This window comes from Rhizobium sp. 32-5/1 (genome assembly GCF_029537235.1).
Taxonomy (GTDB): domain Bacteria; phylum Pseudomonadota; class Alphaproteobacteria; order Rhizobiales; family Rhizobiaceae; genus Pararhizobium.
This window is the reverse complement of record NZ_CP120638.1, coordinates 1536528-1552977: the sequence shown is the minus strand read 5'-3', so window position 1 is coordinate 1552977 and position 16450 is coordinate 1536528. Positions and strand designations below refer to the sequence as shown.

The window sequence follows — 16450 nt, the reverse complement described above, 5'->3', positions numbered from 1 at the left end:
CCGAATCGCCAATGCATGCGTTCAAGCCGTCACGCCGGACGTGCGCGTCTGGTGGATTTCGATCAGCGACGGGCCTTTTCGCTTGGCGGCTGTGGTCAGCGCTTCGGCCAGTTCCTCGGCACGCGACAGCCGCACGGCGGGAATGCCGTAGGCTTGGGCAGCCAGCAGGAAATCGGGCGCCGACGGTTTCACGCCTTCAGGTGTAATGCCTTGCTCCACCATGTAGGATTCGATCTCCTGATAACCGTCATTGTTCCAGACGAGGAAGATGACGGTGGCGCTCGCATCAACCGCCGAGCCGATTTCGGCCAGTGAAAACTGGATGCCGCCATCGCCAACCAGGCAGATCACTGGCTTGTCCGGATCAGCGACGGCCGCGCCGACGGCTGCCGGCGGCGCATAACCGAGCGCGCCGAAGCCGGTCGCCGAATTGAACCAGGATTTTGCCCGCGGCGCATCGCAATAGAGGTTGCCGGCATAGACCACCTGCGTCGAATCGCCGACGATGGCGGCATCGGGCAGGGCCTTGTAGATCGCATCGATGACGTCGATCTCGATCCGGATCTTGGGGGTGAGGTCCTTGAGTGCCGCCTTGCGTACTGCTGCTGCTCGCCCCTTGCCGTTGTTGCCGGAAGAGGCGGTGAGAAAGGCGAGAATGCCTGATGTCGCCGCCTTCGCGCCTGACAGGATGGAGAGAGCCGCATGCGGTCCGCGGGCCAGCTGGGCCGCGTCGATATCGGTGCGGATAAGGTTGCCAAGGATCGGGAAGCCACCATCGGCATACATGTCGTAGTCGGTCTGGCCCATTTCCGTGCCGAGCGCGATGACGAGATCCGATTCGGACAGCAGCGCGCGAACGGCTTTCAGGCTCGGGCTCGCCGGTACGCGTAGGGGATGGCCGGCCAGCATGCCGCGGGCATTGACCGTCATCACAACAGGCGCATCAATGCGCTCTGCCAGTTCGCGGATTTCGGCTTCTGCTGTAATCGCGCCGCCACCGCACATGATGACAGGGCGAGAGGCGGCTGCGCACAGGATCGCCGCCTTCTGCATCGTCTCAGCATCTGCGCGCGGACGCGTCACATTGGCCTTGCGCAGCACAGGGCTCGGAATACGGGCGGCCATCACGTCCGTCGGGATCTCGATATGTACGGGGCCGGGGCGCCCCGAGGTCAGCACGGAGAAAGCGCGCTCGACGATGGAGCCCAGATCGCCGGGATTGAGCAGGGTCTGCGAATAGAGCGCCAGCGTCTTCATCATGCCCTGCTGGTCCGGCAGTTCGTGCAGCATGCCGCGGCCATGGCCGAGCGAATCCCGCCGGTTGACGCCTGAAATGACCAGCATGGGGATCGAATCCTGCCGTGCCTGTGCCATCGCCGTGATCGTGTTGGTAAGGCCCGGGCCGGTGATGACAAGGGCCACGCCCGGCTTGCCGCTGACACGGGCATACCCATCGGCCATGAATCCGGCGCCCTGTTCGTGGCGCGGGGTGATGTGGCGGATCGGCGAGGCGGCAAGGCCGCGGTAGAGCTCGACGGTGTGCACGCCCGGAATACCGAAGACGACCTCGACGCCGTTTGCTTCCAAGAGATCGACCAGCACCTCTCCGACGGTTTTCATCATCTCGTTCATGCGCGGCGCTCCAAAGGGGTGGCAAGACGTGTCGCCAGTGCCCGGATGCGGCGGCAGGCCTCATCAATCGCGGCTTCCGGCACGGTGAGGCTCATGCGCACGTAGGACAGGGCCTCGTCGCCAAAGGACGCGCCTGGCATGACGGCCACTCCCATCTCCTCCAGCAGCAGCCAGGCGAAAGCTTCACCGGACATGCCTGTGCCGCTGACATCGAGCAGGATGAACATGCCGGCTTCCGGCGGCAGCGGCACGATGCCGGATGCGCCGGTGAGCGCCGCGGTAATCCTGTTGGAGCGCGCCTGATAGGAGGCACGCATCAGGGCAGATGTTTCGATCGGATGGGTGAGCGCATAGGCAGTCATGTCGGCGATGAACGGCTGGACGCCGAACAGCATGGTTTCGGAAATCGGCAGCAGGCGATGGGCAAATTCGGCAGGCCCGATCGCCCAGCCGCTGCGGAAGCCGGGCGCTGCATGCGACTTGGAGATCGAGGAGACAACGATGGTACGATCGGCAAGACCCGGATTGTCGAAAGGCGAGGCAAAGGTGCCGGCAAACACAAGTTCCTCGTAAACCTCGTCGCAGACGATCCAGAGATCGTGCCGGCAGCAGACTTCGCCGATGGCGGCAATCTCATCGGTGGTCAAAACCGCGCCGGTCGGATTGTGCGGCGTGTTCAGAAGCAGAACCCGGCAGTCCGGCGTGATCGCCTTTTCCAGGTCGGCAGCCTGCATATGGAAACCATGCTCGGGTCGCAGCGGCACGGTAAGGCGATGCGCGCCGGTCGACTGGATGACGCCTTCATAGGTCGCATAGAGCGGGTCGCCGGTCAGCACGCCGTCGCCGGCTTCGACCAGCCCGAGCATGACTGCAAACAATGCGGTTTGCGTGCCCGGAAAACACATGACGTTTTCTGCGGTGACACCGGCGCGACGCCGGGCATATTTTGCCGTCAGCGCTTCGACCACCGGCGTTTCGCCGCGCCCGTTGGAATAGCGGTAGCGGCCGGCATTCATGGCACGCTGGCACTCCGCGATAAGGGACGGATCGGGCGGCAGGTCGGGTTCGCCGATGGTCAGTTCGATGATATCGGCACCCTTGGCCTTCATCTCGCGGGCGCGGATGTGCAGCGCCCATTTTCCGGATCCGAGATCGGCCAGGCGATCGGTAATCGAAGCATAACGCATGGCGGTCTTCTCCTTTTCAGGTCCTATTGTTGGTCTGTGTCAGCGGCAGTCCGAGCATGGCCTCGACGGAGGTCATGGCGATGGTCACCAGTTCGGATTCGCGGAAAAGATCGGCGGCCAGGCAGCCTTCCAGCCACAATCCGTCCATCAGGCCGTTGATGGCGATGGCGAGCCGGCGGCATTCTCCGTCTGCAGGTGTTTGCCCCTTGGCGATGAGGAAATCCTCAAGCAGACCTTCCAGCGCATTGCGGAAGCTCAGATAACCCTCGCGGTGGATCTCGGCCAGCGTCGTATCGACGCGCACCTGGCTGATGAAGGCGGCCCAGAGCGAAAGGCTCCGACTGTTCGCCACCGGCTCGGTCAGGTTGATGACGATGAATTCGCGCAGCCGCGTTTCGGGATTGCCCTTCACGGCTTCGGCCTTTTCCGTCAGCGAGGCGATGACCGCGCGATAGGCTTCGGCGACCATCTGGTCCTTGCTGTCGAAATAATGGCGTACCAGCCCGGCTGTGACGCCGGCCCGGATGGCGATCTGGCGAAGTGTCGCGCCTTTCAGGCCGAATTCGACGATGCAGTCGAGCGTGGCCTCGATGAGGTCCTGCCGACGCTCGCCTTCCGGCGCTCGATGAAAGGCGCGGCGGCTCATGCAGCCCGCCGCAGAACCGGCCGGGTCAGGCAGGTTGGTCCGCCTTCACAGGCGATGCAGAGCGCGTCGGCCTCGAATGTCGTGACGGTGCAGCCGGCGGTTTCCATTGCGGCCTTTGTCTTGGGGAAGCCCGCAACCATGATGACCTCGTTCGGCCGAACCGGCAGGACGTTGAGGCTGAGCCCGTTGCTGGCATGGAATTCGTCCGCCGGCGCCTCGATCATCGCCACGCCCCATTCCTTGAGCAGCATGTAGAAGGAGGCCGGCAGGAGCGGCGCAAAAACCAGGGCCAGACCACTGGAAAGCGGGCTCATCACCGACATCAGGTGCAGGCAGGCCTCTTCCCCTGCCAGAGCGGCAGGTCGTAGCTGAGCACCGTGATATCGTGCGGCAGCAGGATTTCGGCAAGCTGGGTGATGCCCTCTTCATTGGTGCGCACGCCGCGGCCGACAACAAGTGTCTCGGCGTCGAGCCAGATGCAATCGCCGCCCTCGACGGTGCCGGGGGCGGTGATGCGGCCAAGGATCGGGATGCCGGCCTTTTTGTAGGCCGCCTCGTGCAGCGCCGTTTCCGGAACGCGCAGCGGCTTGCCCATGTTGAGCAGCACCGCGCCATGATCGGTCATCAGCGATGGGTCGTGGGTGAACATGGCGTCTGCCAGGCCATCGCCCCTGTCTTCCATCCAGAGGATTTCCGCACCGGATTTTTCCACCAGCGATGCAAATACGTCATATTGCCGGAGGGCCTTTTCGCCATCGAAGGTCGGGCCATAATGCCACTTTGACGGATCGGCCGATTTCAGGCTCGCTCCCGGCCTGCGCATCAGCACGCGCGTCAGATTGGCCGACATTTCCTGCGAACCGTAAGCGGACATTCTAAACTCCTGTTGGAAATTTGATCATATGGAGGGACTGCCAAAATAAGCAGCATTCGCGTTATTATACGCTTGAATAATTTCTGCACAAGTGCAACGATGACCTCATGAAACAGCGTGACAGGCAAAAATGCCGCACGAAGAAACCAGGGGAACTGTTTTCATGTGTTCAAGACCGGCTCTCTGCCTGACACGGGCAGATCATTCATGACGGATAGTGCCCAGGCGATTGCAGTGACGGACCTGCACAAACGTTTCGGGCCGCTGGAGGTGCTGAAAGGTGTTTCGCTGACGGCGAAGGAGGGCGATGTCATCGCCATCATCGGCGGCAGCGGCTCCGGAAAGTCCACCTTCCTGCGCTGCATCAACATGCTGGAGCTGCCGACGGCAGGCTCCGTTACCATTCACGGCGAGACGATCGCCATGAAGAAGGACGGACATGGCGGCCAGATGCCGGCCGATCGCCGCCAGGTGCAGAGGTTGCGCACGCAGCTCGGCATGGTATTCCAGAGCTTCAATCTCTGGCAGCACATGACCATCCTCCAGAATGTCACCGAAGTGCCGATCCACGTGCTCGGCAAATCGAAGGCGGAAGCAATGGCGACGGCCGAAACCCTGCTGCGCCGTGTTGGCCTCTACGAAAAGCGCGATGCCTATCCGGCCTTCCTGTCCGGCGGCCAGCAGCAGCGCGCGGCAATTGCCCGTGCGCTCGCCATCCAGCCATTGGTCATGCTGTTCGACGAGCCGACCTCGGCGCTCGATCCCGAACTCGTCGGCGAAGTCCTTGCCGTCATCGGCGATCTTGCCAAGGAGAAGCGGACCATGATCCTCGTGACCCACGAGATGAAATTCGCCCGCGAAGTTGCCAATCACATCGTTTTCCTCGCCGACGGTCTCATCGAGGAACAAGGCCCGCCGGATGCCATTTTCGGCGCACCGAAATCGGAACGGCTGAAACGATTTATCAGCTCGATCCACTGACAGATCAATACTCAACAATCCAAAAAGGGAACAGCCATGAAAAACACGCTCAAGATCCTCTCCGTCGCGCTGGCCATCGGCCTCTCCGGTGCCGCCTCCGTCGCCGCCCAGGAAGTCAAGGTCGGCTTTGCCGCCGAGCCTTATCCGCCCTTCACCTCGCCGGATGCCTCGGGCAACTGGGAAGGCTGGGAAGTCGAATTCCAGAAGGCGATCTGCGCCGAAGCCAAACTCGATTGCGTGATCACGCCGGTCGCCTGGGATGGCATCATTCCGGCCCTGACCTCCAAGAAGATCGACGTCATCATCGGCTCGATGTCGATCACCGAAGAGCGCATGAAGACGATCGACTTCTCCGACAAATACTACAACACCCCGACCGCCGTCATCGGCCCGAAGGATGTGAAGTTCGAGGCGACGCCGGAAGGTCTTGCTGGCAAGACGATCGGCGTGCAGGTCTCGACGATCCACCAAGATTACGCCAACAAGTATTTCGTTGCGGCTGGCGCGACCCTGAAGGAATACCAGACGCAGGACGAGGCCAATAACGACCTCGCCGCTGGTCGTCTCGATGCAGTTCAGGCCGATTCGATCACGCTCGATGCCTTCCTGAAGAGCGAGCAGGGGGCTGCCTGCTGCGACAAGAAAGGCAACGTCAAGGATGATCCGACGATTCTCGGCGCCGGCGTCGGCGTTGGTATCCGCAAGGAAGACACGGAACTGAAGGGCAAGATCAACGCGGCGATCAAGGCGATCCGCGAAAACGGCACCTACGATACGTTTTCGAAGAAGTATTTCGACTTCGACGTCTACGGCGGCTGATCTTCCATCCCCTCAGTGTCTTGGCCGGCGGGCGTCCGCCGGCCCTTCTCCAACGGGTATCAGGTTACATGGCCGCTGATCCGGGTTCGCTCGTCAACTGGAGCCTGCTTGCATTTTCGCCCCCGGCTGGGGCGGCGTTCTTTGCGTGGCTTCCTCAATTCGCTGCAGATCGCCATTGGCGGCTATTCGCTGGGGCTTTTGCTCGGTGTTGGCGGCGCTTTCGGAAAGCTCTATGGCGGACCAATCCTGCGTGACCTGCTCGAATGCTACACGACGATCGTGCGCGCCGTCCCGGAACTCGTGCTGATCCTGCTTCTTTATTACGCCGGCACCGACGCCATCAATCACGTCCTGACGCTCATCGGCGTCGGCACGATTGACATCAGCGGCCTTGTCGCCGGCATCTTCGTCATCGGCGTCGTGCAGGGCGCTTATTCCACCGAAGTACTGCGCGGTGCCATCAAGGCGGTGCCTGCCGGCCAGATCGAGGCGGCGCGGGCCTATGGCATGTCGCCAATCAAGGTCATGACCCGGGTGACACTGCCCGCCATGCTGCCCTATGCCATTCCGGGCCTGTCCAATCTCTGGTTGATCGCTACCAAGGATACCGCCCTGCTGGCGGTCGTCGGTTTCAGCGAACTGACGCTCGTGACCCGCCAGGCGGCCGGCACGACGAAGTCCTACCTGCTCTTCTTTTGCCGCCGGCGTGCTTTATCTGCTCCTGACGCTTGTTTCCAATGTCTTTATCAACCTGATCGAGCGCCGGGCCCGGCGCGGTTTCGTGGAGCAGTCATGACCGACACCACGACCCATGCCGTCGCCTTCACGCCCGAGGATTTGCCCCGGGCTAAAAGCTTCCTCAAGCCGCACCGGATCGTGCTGATCGTCGCCTTCGCGGCGCTGGTCTTCTGTGTTGCCTGGTTCATGCGCTGGGATTGGCTTCCGCGCTACCTGCCGCGGCTGGGCAGCGGCATATTGGTCACGCTCGCCATGCTGTTCAGCACGGCCTTTCTCGGCTTTCTGCTCGCCGTGCCGCTCGGCCTCGTTCAGGTCACCGGTCCCTGGTGGCTGAAAGGCCCGGCCAGCTGGTTCTGTACCATCATTCGCGGCACGCCGCTTCTGCTGCAGCTCTGGCTGCTCTATTATGGTCTTGGCTCGCTGTTTCCCCAATTTCCGGCCATCCGCCAATCCTTCCTCTGGCCCTATCTGCGCGAATCCTGGCCCTATGGCGTGGCGGCGCTGACAATCTCCTTCGCCGCCTATGAGGGCGAGGTCATGCGCGGCGCTTTTGCCGGCGTGCCGGCCGGCGAGCTCGAGGCGGGCCGCGCCTATGGCATGAGCCGCTGGACGCTGTTTCGGCGCATCTGGCTGCCGCGGGCCCTGCACCGAGCCCTGCCGACCCTGAATGGCGAGACGGTGCTGCAGCTGAAATCGACCCCACTGGTGGCAACCATCACCGTCGTCGATGTCTATGCGGTCATCTCCAGAGTTCGGCAGGAAACATTCCTCACCTACGAGCCGCTGCTGCTGCTTGCGCTCATCTACATGCTCCTCACCGGGATCATGGTTATCGCCTTCAAATATTTCGAAAATCGCATACCGACGCGTGGTGCCTGACATGACCATCAATATCTCGTTGTCGAACGCTCTTCCGGAGCTCGTCGCCATCCGTCACGATCTGCACGCCCATCCGGAGCTTGGTCTGGAGGAAACACGGACGTCCGACGTTGTTGCCGGTCATCTGGAGGCCATGGGTTACGAGGTCACGCGGGGACTGGCAAAGACCGGGCTGGTTGCGACCCTGCGCAATGGCACCGGCAGCCGCTCGATCGGCATCCGTGCCGACATGGACGCCCTGCCGATCCTGGAGGAAACAGGCCTCGACTATGCGTCGAAGACGCCCGGCCTGATGCACGCCTGCGGTCATGATGGCCATACGACCATGCTTCTGGGAGCAGCCCGCGCCATCGCCGAACGCCGCAATTTCGACGGGACGGTGCACCTGATCTTCCAGCCGGCGGAAGAAAATTTCGGCGGCGCCAAGATCATGATGGAGGAGGGCCTGTTCGAAAGATTTCCCTGCGATGCCGTCTTTGCGCTCCACAACGAACCGAACCTGCCGTTTGGCCAGTTCGCGCTCCGCGACGGGCCGATCATGGCGGCGGTCGATGAGGCGCGCATCACCATCAATGGCCGCGGCGGCCATGGTGCGGAGCCGCAGGACACCGCCGATCCGATCGTCTGCGGCGCATCGATCGTGATGGCGCTGCAGACCATCGTCTCGCGCAACATCCATCCGATGGATCCGAGCGTCATTACGGTGGGCGCTTTCCATAGCGGCTCTGCCAGCAACATCATTCCCGAGCGCGCCGAGATCGTCGTCGGCATCCGCTCCTTCGACCCGAAGGTTCGCGACGAACTCGAACGCCGCATCACCACGGTTGCGCGGAGCCAGGCCGAAAGCTTCGGCATGACCGCAACCGTGGACTATCAGCGATCCTACGATGCCACGATCAACCATACGGCCGAAACCGATTTCGTCCGCGACCTCGCGATCCGTTTTGCAGGCCCCGACAAGGTTGTCGATCTCGCCTGTCCCTTCATGGGCAGCGAGGATTTCGCCTACATGCTGAAGGCATGCCCGGGCACCTACTTCTTCCTCGGGACGAGCACCACAGGCGACGAGAAGCCGCTGCACCATCCCGGCTACAACTTCAACGACGATCTCCTGCCGATCGGCGCGGCCTTCTGGACGGAGCTTGTGGAGGCCTATCTGCCGTCAAACTGAAGGCCGCCGCCGCCATGCAAGGGGCAAACGGAAAAGGCCGCAGGAATCGCTTCCTGCGGCAAGTCGGGACAGTTCAGGTCGTCAGGTAAACTTTGGAAGCGCCGGGGCGCTTAGTCGGAAAAGTGCATCTCGGCGAGAGACACAAAACTGTAGCCACTGTTGTTGCGCTTGACGATTGCCTGCTGGCGATTGTCGAGTACGAAATCGCCGTTCGTGGTCGCCACGACCAGAACCGAATGGCGACGGCCATAAGGCCGCGTGACATTGGCGATCCGCATGGAGCTGGCCGGCACGCCGGCCTTGATCAATTGCGAACGCTTCAACATCACATAATCTTCACTGGGGCCGGGAAGTGGGCTGAAGGAAAGGAGCTCGCGCTGGGCGCGGATCGCTGGCACGGCAAGGTTGACGGTGCGGTTGACCGAAGCCGGCACGGTGCGCAGTTTGTTCGTGTAGGCAACAACGTTCTTGCCGCCGGTGCGGCAGTCATTGCCCATTTGCAGGCAGAAGAGCTGGCGCGAGAATTTCGCGCGCTCGCTGAACCGTGCGGCTTCAACAGGCATTGCAGTTGCGATCGAGCGCGTCGCCGAGCTGATGTTCATGGCATGGGATGGCGCGCTCGTACCGATCGTCATGGTGATGGCGGCAACGATGCCGAGGAAAAGCGGTTTCATGTCCCTGTCCCTTTTTGGGCCCGCTCATCTGTCCCTGTCCGGACACCGTCGGGTTTATTTGCCGGATTCATTCCGGCGCACGGCGAAGCGTCATGCAGCGAAACCCCGATTGCTGGTTTCGTTCTCCGATAGCCAGACTGTAGCCGAGACAGTTTTCGGCCCGCTTAAACCGATCTCTACAATTTTACACAATTCGCATTTTCCGAAAAAGCGATTCAAAAGACCGGCTTAGTCGACGCAAATTCTATTCAAAGGCGTGGTGTACCGGCGAAGGTCGAGGGGTGATCCACAATGCCACAGGCGCGAGATTGTCGCAGTGTGACACTTTGGCGGGAAAACGGCATTGACCTTTGGCCGCTTTGGGACAGATTCAAGGGACGGTGAACCCAAGGGTTTGAACGGAGACGCCCGACAGAAAAGGGGCACGAACCGGACGGTGATCGCCGAGGAAAGGACTGCACCGTGTTCGAAACTTTTGACGCGACCCTGCTCGCCCGCATACAATTTGCCTTCACCGTTTCCTTCCACATCATCTTCCCTGCCTTTTCCATAGGGCTCGCGAGTTATCTGGCCGTGCTTGAGGCGCTGTGGCTCTGGAAGAAGGATCAGGTCTACATGGACCTGTTCAATTTCTGGAAGACGATCTTTGCGGTCGCTTTCGGCATGGGCGTAGTCTCGGGCATTGTCATGTCCTATCAGTTCGGCACGAACTGGAGCGTGTTTTCCGACAAGGCCGGGCCGGTCATCGGTCCATTGATGGGCTATGAGGTCCTGACGGCCTTCTTCCTGGAGGCAGGTTTCCTCGGTGTCATGTTGTTCGGCTTGCACCGTGTCGGACCCAAACTGCATTTCCTCGCCACGGGCATGGTCGCCTTCGGTACGCTGATCTCAGCCACATGGATTCTGGCGGTGAACTCGTGGATGCAGACACCCGATGGCTTCGGGATGAATGCGGCCGGCCAGTTCATTCCGCTCGACTGGTGGAAGATCGTCTTCAATCCGTCCTTCCCCTACCGCCTGGTGCACATGGTGCTGGCCGCCTACCTGACCACCGCGCTGGTCGTCGGCGCCGTCGGCGCATGGCACCTCTTGCGCAACACGGCGCCCAGACGCTCGCGCACCATGTTCTCCATGGCCATGTGGATGGCGACGATCGTCGCGCCGATCCAGATCATGGCCGGTGACGCCCATGGCCTCAATACGCTCGAACATCAGCCGGTCAAGGTCATGGCGATGGAGGGGCACTATGAGAGCCATCCGAACGGCGCGCCGCTGATCCTGTTCGGCATTCCGAATTCCGCGGAAAAACGGATCGACTACGCCATCGAGATCCCGAAGCTGTCGAGCCTGATCCTCAAGCACGACCTCAACGCCCCACTGGCCGGTCTCGATACCGTGCCGGACGAACTGGAGCCACCCGTCGCCATCGTCTTCTGGTCGTTCCGGGTGATGGTCGGCATCGGCTTTGCCATGCTGGGTCTCGGGCTCTGGAGCCTGTGGTGCCGCTGGCGCGGTACGCTTGATAGCAATGACTGGCTGCACCGCGTCGCGGTGTTGATGGGACCCGCCGGTTTCGTTGCGGTGCTGGCCGGCTGGGTTACCACCGAGGTTGGCCGCCAGCCCTACACGATCTACGGTCATCTGCTGACGGCGAATTCGATTTCCCCAGTCGAGGCTCCCGCCGTCGCCGCGTCGCTGATCGCCTTCGTCATCGTCTACTTCCTCGTCTTCGGGGCGGGTACATTCTACATCCTGCGCCTGATGAAGCGCCTGCCACGCGATCCCATGCCGGATCTCGACGACGGACCGATCAGAACGGCCGGCATTACGCCTGGCCCCGCCACTGGAAGCCATCACGGGAGTACGCATCATGGCCATTGACCTTCCCTTCATCTGGGCCGGCATCATCGCCTTTGCCGTGCTGGCCTATGTCATCCTCGACGGCTTCGATCTCGGCGTCGGCATCCTGTTTCCGTTCTTCCCGGAAAAACACGATCGCGATGTCATGATGAATTCGGTCGCCCCGGTCTGGGACGGCAACGAGACCTGGCTGGTGCTGGGTGGCGGCGGGTTGATGGCGGTGTTTCCGCTCGCCTATGCGACGATCCTTCCAGCACTTTACGCACCGATCATCGCCATGTTGCTCGGCCTCATCTTCCGCGGCGTCGCCTTCGAATATCGCTGGCGCACGAAACGCGGCGAGTTCCTGTGGAACTGGGCCTTTGCCGGCGGCTCGATGCTGGCCGGCTTTTCGCAAGGCGTGGCGCTCGGCGCGTTGGTGCAGGGTATTCCAGTCGTTAATCGCGCCTATGCCGGTGCCTGGTGGGACTGGCTGACGCCCTTCTCCATGGCCACGGGCGTGGCCCTGGTCATCGGTTATGCGCTGCTCGGCGCCACCTGGCTCGTCATGAAGACCAGTGGCGACCTCAACGAGAGGGCGCGGCGTATTGCCTTCCGCACCTGTTTTGCCACCATCGCGGCGATGGGCGTGGTCAGTCTCTGGACGCCGTTCCTCAATCCGCTCTATCTTGATCGTTGGTTCGGCTGGCCGACCGCCATCTTCAGCTTTATCGTTCCAGCACTCGTCCTTGGCTGCTTTGCACTTCTCTTCCTGGGCATCCGCAACGGCCGCGATGTTCAGCCGTTCCTGGCCGCGCTCGCCCTCTTCGTTCTTGGCTATGCCGGCATCGGTATCAGCTTCTATCCCTTCATCGTGCCCCCATCGGTCACGATCTGGGATGCGGCGGCGCCGGATTCGAGCCTTGCCTTCCTGCTTGTCGGCGCACTGGTTCTCGTGCCGATCATCCTGATTTACACCGGTTACGCCTATTGGGTGTTTCGCGGGAAGGTCAATCCGGAAGAGGGCTATCACTGATGGCGGAAAACAGCCTTCCGCGCAAACTGCTCTGGTTCGTCGCGCTTTGGGCGGCGGGTGTGCTCGCCGTCGGTATCGTCGGTTACAGCATCAAGATCTGGCTCGGGTAGTGAGGCCGTAGTCAATCTCTGAGGCGCCGTTTCGGCGGCTTCCGGCGCGGTGGCGGATCGACATAGGCGTCAGGCTCGTTGACCATGCGATTGTCCAAACGCTCCGCGATCGCGTCCGCACCGGCATCCGTGCCCGCGGCAGAATAGAAATTGCCGCGCACCTGGATCGAGGCGGCGAGCAGGCGCAGGAAAGCCATCCGCAAGGTCTCGTCCGGTGTTGCCGGCGCTGTCCAGAAGTGATCGAGCGGCGCCTGGTCCGTCAGTCCCTCGATATTGAAAATCGCGGTTCCCAGCACTTTCACGGGCCGCCCCTGCTGCAGCGCGTGCAGTCCGACCGTCGAATTGGTCGTCACGACGCCCTGACATTTTTCCAGCAGCACATTCAGGTCTCCCCGTCGAGAAACGACACGCGTTCAGCAATCGCAAGTCCCTCCGCTGCCTTGCCAATATAGGCCTGCCAGTTGATCAGGCCGTTGTCGAGCGGATGGACCTTGATCACCAGCATCGCGCTGGACGGCGCATGCTGCGCAAAAGACGAGAAAACCTCGTCGATCGCCTCACGCTGGCCGTTAAAGGGGGAATGGGCGCGCAATTGAAAATCGGTCTGCAATTGCAGCGGAAAGACGAAAAAGGGTGCCCCGCCTGTTGCAAGCCGTTCGATCAGCGCGGTCGCAGCCTTCTTGCGCCTTGCCTCGCCGGCCAGTCGCAGCAGCCACCCGCCATATTCCGCAAGCGGATGAAACAGCGCATGCCGGCGATAATGCGGATAAAAGAACCAGAGGAAGACGTTCGGAAGATTGTAAAGCAGATCATAGGCTGCTTCCGCAACGAAGGTCTGGTTGTGGCGGCGCTGCCAATCCGGTTCCGGCAATCCGGCGCCTGCAGTAACGATGTGTCTGGGATCGGTTGGGAAGTGGGAGTTTGACGACATACCGTCCCGCTCCAGGGTCAGCCAGTCGGGCCGCAGATAACCCATCTCGACAACGTAGACATCGACCGATGCCGCCTTGGCAACGGCAAGTGCTGCCTGATGATAGGCCCGTTCTTCTCCCAAAAGCACCAGGTCCGTGACAGCATGCCGTTCGATAAACGCCGCAAGATAAGACTGCCAGTCCGCCGGGCGTCCACGATAATTGTAGCCGCCTGACCGTCGCCAGAAGATCCGGTCGCCCGCATTGAGATTGATCCGCAGGCAGCGATGGCCGCGCTGCTCCAGCCGATCCGCAATCTTGGCAAAGATCGGCGAGGAGGGGCCCTGCAGAAACAGGAAGACGCGGTTTTGGCCGGGCATCATGGATGCCGCCGGGACTGTGATACGCGTCGCGATCTTTTGAGCCCGTAGTCTATTGCAGTTCATCCTTCTGCAGATTGGCATGCTTGAGCATCGCCTCGAACAAATTCCACGGTTCCTCCGTCTGCGCCGCCACTGACGACCCCTTGGGCTTGCGGACGGAGCCAAGCGGAACGATGTAATAATCGGTACGCGGATCCGGGAAGGGATCAGCAAAGGATTTTAGCAGCGGCGCGTGGTCACCATAGAACACTAGCCAGACCGGCCGGTCGAGTTTTTCGAGGTGATCTACCAGCGTGCCGAGCGCGGCATCCGATTGCTGCAGGATTTCGAGATAAATACTGACAGGATCGGTCAGGTCGCCGCAACGACCTGGTTCCCAGGGGCCGTGATTGGCCATGGAGGCGACAAAGAGAAGGCTACCTTTGGCATCCGTCTGGGCCTCGACGGCCTCGATGACCTTTTGCGTCAGGGTCGCATCCGAAACATAGGGGCCATCGCGGATGATGTCGTGCTCGAATTCGTCAAGCATAGTCATCTTTTCGAAGCCGAGCTGCGGCATGGCCTTGTGGCGCAGGAAGAAAGTGCGGTCATAGGGATGGATGAAATGCGTGCTCCAGCCGGCATTCTTCAGCTTTGTCGGCCAGACCACGTCGGTATAGTGGCTGGCGCGCAGATAGGGATAGCTGGCATCGACATGAAGATCATCCGGCAAAAGCCCGCTTAGAACAGCAAATTCGGTGCGCAGCGTATAGCCGCCCTCGAAAACGGTTGCCAGCAAGCCCCACTGCGACGCGCGCTTCTGGAGCCGGTCCATCGTTGGAAGGTTGAGCGTATCGACGCCCAGCCGGCGCATGTCGAGGAAGGATTCCGATTGCCAGACGATGATAAGCGGCGCCTTGTTGTCTGCATCGTGGCCGATGAGATCGTGAACCGCCGCAAAAAGCGTTCCTGCAATTCGGCAACGATCTCCTCGCGACGTGCGCCGAGCCACATGATGAAATGGAAGACGACAGAGGTAAACGTCCCGAAGCAGATAGTGCTGATCTTGGCGACTGGTTTATCGACAAGCATTCGCACCATGTCGGCCGTCCATCGGTTCACGGGGCCGTAAAACAGAAGAAGCCAGGGAACATCGGCAATAGCGAGCATGAGCAGGGCCCACAAGTACCAGTGCCGGTCGGGAATTATCGCAGGCTCGAAATACATATAGAGCCCGGAGACGCCAAACACGTAGAGGAAGGCTACCGTCCAGAAAACGACATTCAACGAGTTGGCGTAGAAGATCGATTTGTATTTGAAGACATCGGCGACAAGGGCAATGTCGGAGAAGACAAGCGGTTCGCGGATGAATTTGAATTTGGCGCGTGAAATCCCGGTAAAGATGACGAAGAAGCTCATCGTTCCCGCGCCCGCATAAAGCGGACGCCAGGAGATCGCGAAAAATCCTGCGAACACGAGGAAGATCACCGGAAGTCGCGCGACGGCCTCAATGAGGTGTTGTTTCACGGTCGTTGGTGGGCGATGTCTCCTGCGTTCGCGCTTGGGCAAGGCAAAGCGATCCGTGAACAAGATGACGAGACAGGAAAGCGCGTAACAAAAAAGCGTCAGCAATATGGGGCTATCGTGCAGGTGGATAGACATCAATGCCAAACGGATACCTTTGATTTCTGCAGTCATGCCTCGGGAACATTGCCGTTCTAACGCGAGGTTTAAAGACAATCCGGGGCGTATACAAGCATGCTGTGGGCAGTTCAGAGCCTGGTGCGGCCAATGCTGCGAATGGCGCGATCGAACCACCAGTTGAGTACAGGTTTCACCGTCGAGCCGAAGCGGCCCAGCACATGCAGCGATGGGCCGAAGAACACTTCGAAACGCCCTTTGGCTATGGCGGCGACAATTCGGCTGGCGACGGCCTCGGCTGTCCAAGGCCGAACCTTGCCCATGACAATTGCCGCTTCGGCGGGCCGCAGCCCAATTTCGCCATCGAATTGTGGTGTCTGGGTATCCGGCGGGAAGCAGACGCTCACACGGACGCCACTTGGCCGCGCTTCCGAGCGCAATGCCTCGGCAAAGCCGTGCAGCGCAAACTTGGAGGCGCAATAGCCGGCGTAACCGTAAACCCCGATGAGCCCCGCTCCAGAGGATACCAGCATGATGCTGCCATTTCGGCGACGGCACATGCCATCATAGACGGCGCGCACGGCATGGATGCTGCCGTGGAAGTTGGTGGCCATCTGCCGGTTGAAATCGGCCGAAGGCAAAATCTCGAATCGACCGGGATGCACGATTCCGGCGGCGGTCACCAGAATGTCGCAGGGGCCAAACAGCGTCTCGCAAGCATGCATCGCAGCGCTGATCTGCCCCTCGTCCGCCACATCTGCCGAAGCGATCCCGATCAGGTTGGCGTCAATCCCGTTGCGCGCTGCGATGGCTGCGCGGGCCGCCTCCAGTGGGCCAGGGGACCTGGCAATCAGAGAGATTTTCGCGCCGCGGGCCGCATAAAGATCCGCGATTGCGAGACCAATGCCGCTCGAGCCACCCGTGATGATAACATGTGTCATGGTGCGGCC

At 61.1% G+C, this 16450-nt stretch carries 11 protein-coding genes and 4 pseudogenes; 7 read left to right on the top strand and 8 right to left on the bottom strand.

Annotated features, from left to right (window positions below; all coding sequences use genetic code 11):
• Positions 1 to 21: 21 nt before the first annotated feature.
• The 4 genes and pseudogenes from P6U16_RS07975 to P6U16_RS07960 form a co-directional block, all read right to left on the bottom strand.
• Positions 22 to 1632, bottom strand: coding sequence for a 5-guanidino-2-oxopentanoate decarboxylase (locus tag P6U16_RS07975; protein WP_277703285.1), 1611 nt, complete (start codon positions 1630 to 1632; stop codon positions 22 to 24).
• Entirely contained in the window at positions 1629 to 2819 is a 1191-nt protein-coding gene (locus P6U16_RS07970; RefSeq protein ID WP_277703284.1) for a pyridoxal phosphate-dependent aminotransferase, read from the bottom strand. The genes P6U16_RS07975 and P6U16_RS07970 overlap by 4 nt, the downstream gene beginning before the upstream one ends.
• Positions 2820 to 2835: 16 nt before the next feature.
• Entirely contained in the window at positions 2836 to 3465 is a 630-nt protein-coding gene (locus P6U16_RS07965) for a TetR family transcriptional regulator C-terminal domain-containing protein (protein ID WP_277703283.1), read from the bottom strand.
• Positions 3462 to 4339: pseudogene (locus P6U16_RS07960) on the bottom strand (arginine deiminase family protein). Before P6U16_RS07960 ends, P6U16_RS07965 begins: the two are co-directional and overlap by 4 nt.
• A 207-nt stretch (positions 4340 to 4546) precedes the next feature.
• Here P6U16_RS07960 and P6U16_RS07955 point away from each other — a divergent pair.
• The 5 genes and pseudogenes from P6U16_RS07955 to P6U16_RS07935 all read left to right on the top strand — a co-directional run bounded on the left by P6U16_RS07955 (position 4547) and on the right by P6U16_RS07935 (position 8927).
• Complete coding sequence (locus tag P6U16_RS07955) at positions 4547 to 5320, top strand: ATP-binding cassette domain-containing protein (RefSeq protein WP_277703282.1); 774 nt, start codon at positions 4547 to 4549, stop codon at positions 5318 to 5320.
• 36 nt (positions 5321 to 5356) lie between these two features.
• The gene (locus P6U16_RS07950; protein ID WP_277703281.1) at positions 5357 to 6139 is read left to right on the top strand and encodes a transporter substrate-binding domain-containing protein; all 783 of its coding nucleotides are present in this window, start codon (positions 5357 to 5359) and stop codon (positions 6137 to 6139) included.
• 68 nt (positions 6140 to 6207) lie between these two features.
• Positions 6208 to 6935, top strand: a pseudogene (locus tag P6U16_RS07945) (ABC transporter permease subunit).
• Positions 6932 to 7756, top strand: a complete 825-nt coding sequence (locus P6U16_RS07940) for an ABC transporter permease subunit (RefSeq protein WP_277703280.1) — start codon at positions 6932 to 6934, stop codon at positions 7754 to 7756. Before P6U16_RS07945 ends, P6U16_RS07940 begins: the two are co-directional and overlap by 4 nt.
• Position 7757: 1 nt before the next feature.
• A complete protein-coding gene (locus P6U16_RS07935; RefSeq protein ID WP_277703279.1) occupies positions 7758 to 8927 on the top strand; it encodes a M20 aminoacylase family protein in 1170 nt (389 codons plus the stop codon).
• Between the two features lie 110 nt (positions 8928 to 9037).
• Here the strand turns inward: P6U16_RS07935 and P6U16_RS07930 are convergent, their stop codons facing one another.
• Entirely contained in the window at positions 9038 to 9601 is a 564-nt protein-coding gene (locus tag P6U16_RS07930) for a transglutaminase-like cysteine peptidase (protein WP_277703278.1), read from the bottom strand.
• A gap of 462 nt (positions 9602 to 10063) precedes the next feature.
• Here P6U16_RS07930 and P6U16_RS07925 point away from each other — a divergent pair, with 462 nt between their 5' ends.
• The gene (locus P6U16_RS07925) at positions 10064 to 11482 is read left to right on the top strand and encodes a cytochrome ubiquinol oxidase subunit I (RefSeq protein WP_277703277.1); all 1419 of its coding nucleotides are present in this window, start codon (positions 10064 to 10066) and stop codon (positions 11480 to 11482) included.
• Positions 11472 to 12476 (top strand): cytochrome d ubiquinol oxidase subunit II, encoded by a 1005-nt coding sequence (gene cydB, locus P6U16_RS07920; RefSeq protein WP_277703276.1) that lies wholly within the window; start codon positions 11472 to 11474, stop codon positions 12474 to 12476. The genes P6U16_RS07925 and cydB overlap by 11 nt, the downstream gene beginning before the upstream one ends.
• Positions 12477 to 12597: 121 nt before the next feature.
• Here cydB and P6U16_RS07915 read toward each other — a convergent pair.
• The 3 genes and pseudogenes from P6U16_RS07915 to P6U16_RS07905 all read right to left on the bottom strand — a co-directional run bounded on the left by P6U16_RS07915 (position 12598) and on the right by P6U16_RS07905 (position 16441).
• Positions 12598 to 13880: pseudogene (locus P6U16_RS07915) on the bottom strand (capsular biosynthesis protein).
• A gap of 49 nt (positions 13881 to 13929) precedes the next feature.
• Positions 13930 to 15557 (bottom strand): annotated as a pseudogene (locus P6U16_RS07910) (LTA synthase family protein).
• Between the two features lie 74 nt (positions 15558 to 15631).
• Positions 15632 to 16441, bottom strand: a complete 810-nt coding sequence (locus P6U16_RS07905) for an SDR family oxidoreductase (protein WP_277703275.1) — start codon at positions 16439 to 16441, stop codon at positions 15632 to 15634.
• Positions 16442 to 16450 lie beyond the last annotated feature (9 nt).

What these genes read in the sequence shown, in the direction of transcription:
- P6U16_RS07975 (WP_277703285.1), bottom strand. Translation starts at nt 1,632, where the DNA reads ATGAACGAGATGATGAAAACCGTCGGAGAGGTGCTGGTCGATCTCTTG.
- P6U16_RS07970 (WP_277703284.1), bottom strand. Translation starts at nt 2,819, where the DNA reads ATGCGTTATGCTTCGATTACCGATCGCCTGGCCGATCTCGGATCCGGA.
- P6U16_RS07965 (WP_277703283.1), bottom strand. Translation starts at nt 3,465, where the DNA reads ATGAGCCGCCGCGCCTTTCATCGAGCGCCGGAAGGCGAGCGTCGGCAG.
- P6U16_RS07955 (WP_277703282.1), top strand. Translation starts at nt 4,547, where the DNA reads ATGACGGATAGTGCCCAGGCGATTGCAGTGACGGACCTGCACAAACGT.
- P6U16_RS07950 (WP_277703281.1), top strand. Translation starts at nt 5,357, where the DNA reads ATGAAAAACACGCTCAAGATCCTCTCCGTCGCGCTGGCCATCGGCCTC.
- P6U16_RS07940 (WP_277703280.1), top strand. Translation starts at nt 6,932, where the DNA reads ATGACCGACACCACGACCCATGCCGTCGCCTTCACGCCCGAGGATTTG.
- P6U16_RS07935 (WP_277703279.1), top strand. Translation starts at nt 7,758, where the DNA reads ATGACCATCAATATCTCGTTGTCGAACGCTCTTCCGGAGCTCGTCGCC.
- P6U16_RS07930 (WP_277703278.1), bottom strand. Translation starts at nt 9,601, where the DNA reads ATGAAACCGCTTTTCCTCGGCATCGTTGCCGCCATCACCATGACGATC.
- cydB (WP_277703276.1), top strand. Translation starts at nt 11,472, where the DNA reads ATGGCCATTGACCTTCCCTTCATCTGGGCCGGCATCATCGCCTTTGCC.
- P6U16_RS07905 (WP_277703275.1), bottom strand. Translation starts at nt 16,441, where the DNA reads ATGACACATGTTATCATCACGGGTGGCTCGAGCGGCATTGGTCTCGCA.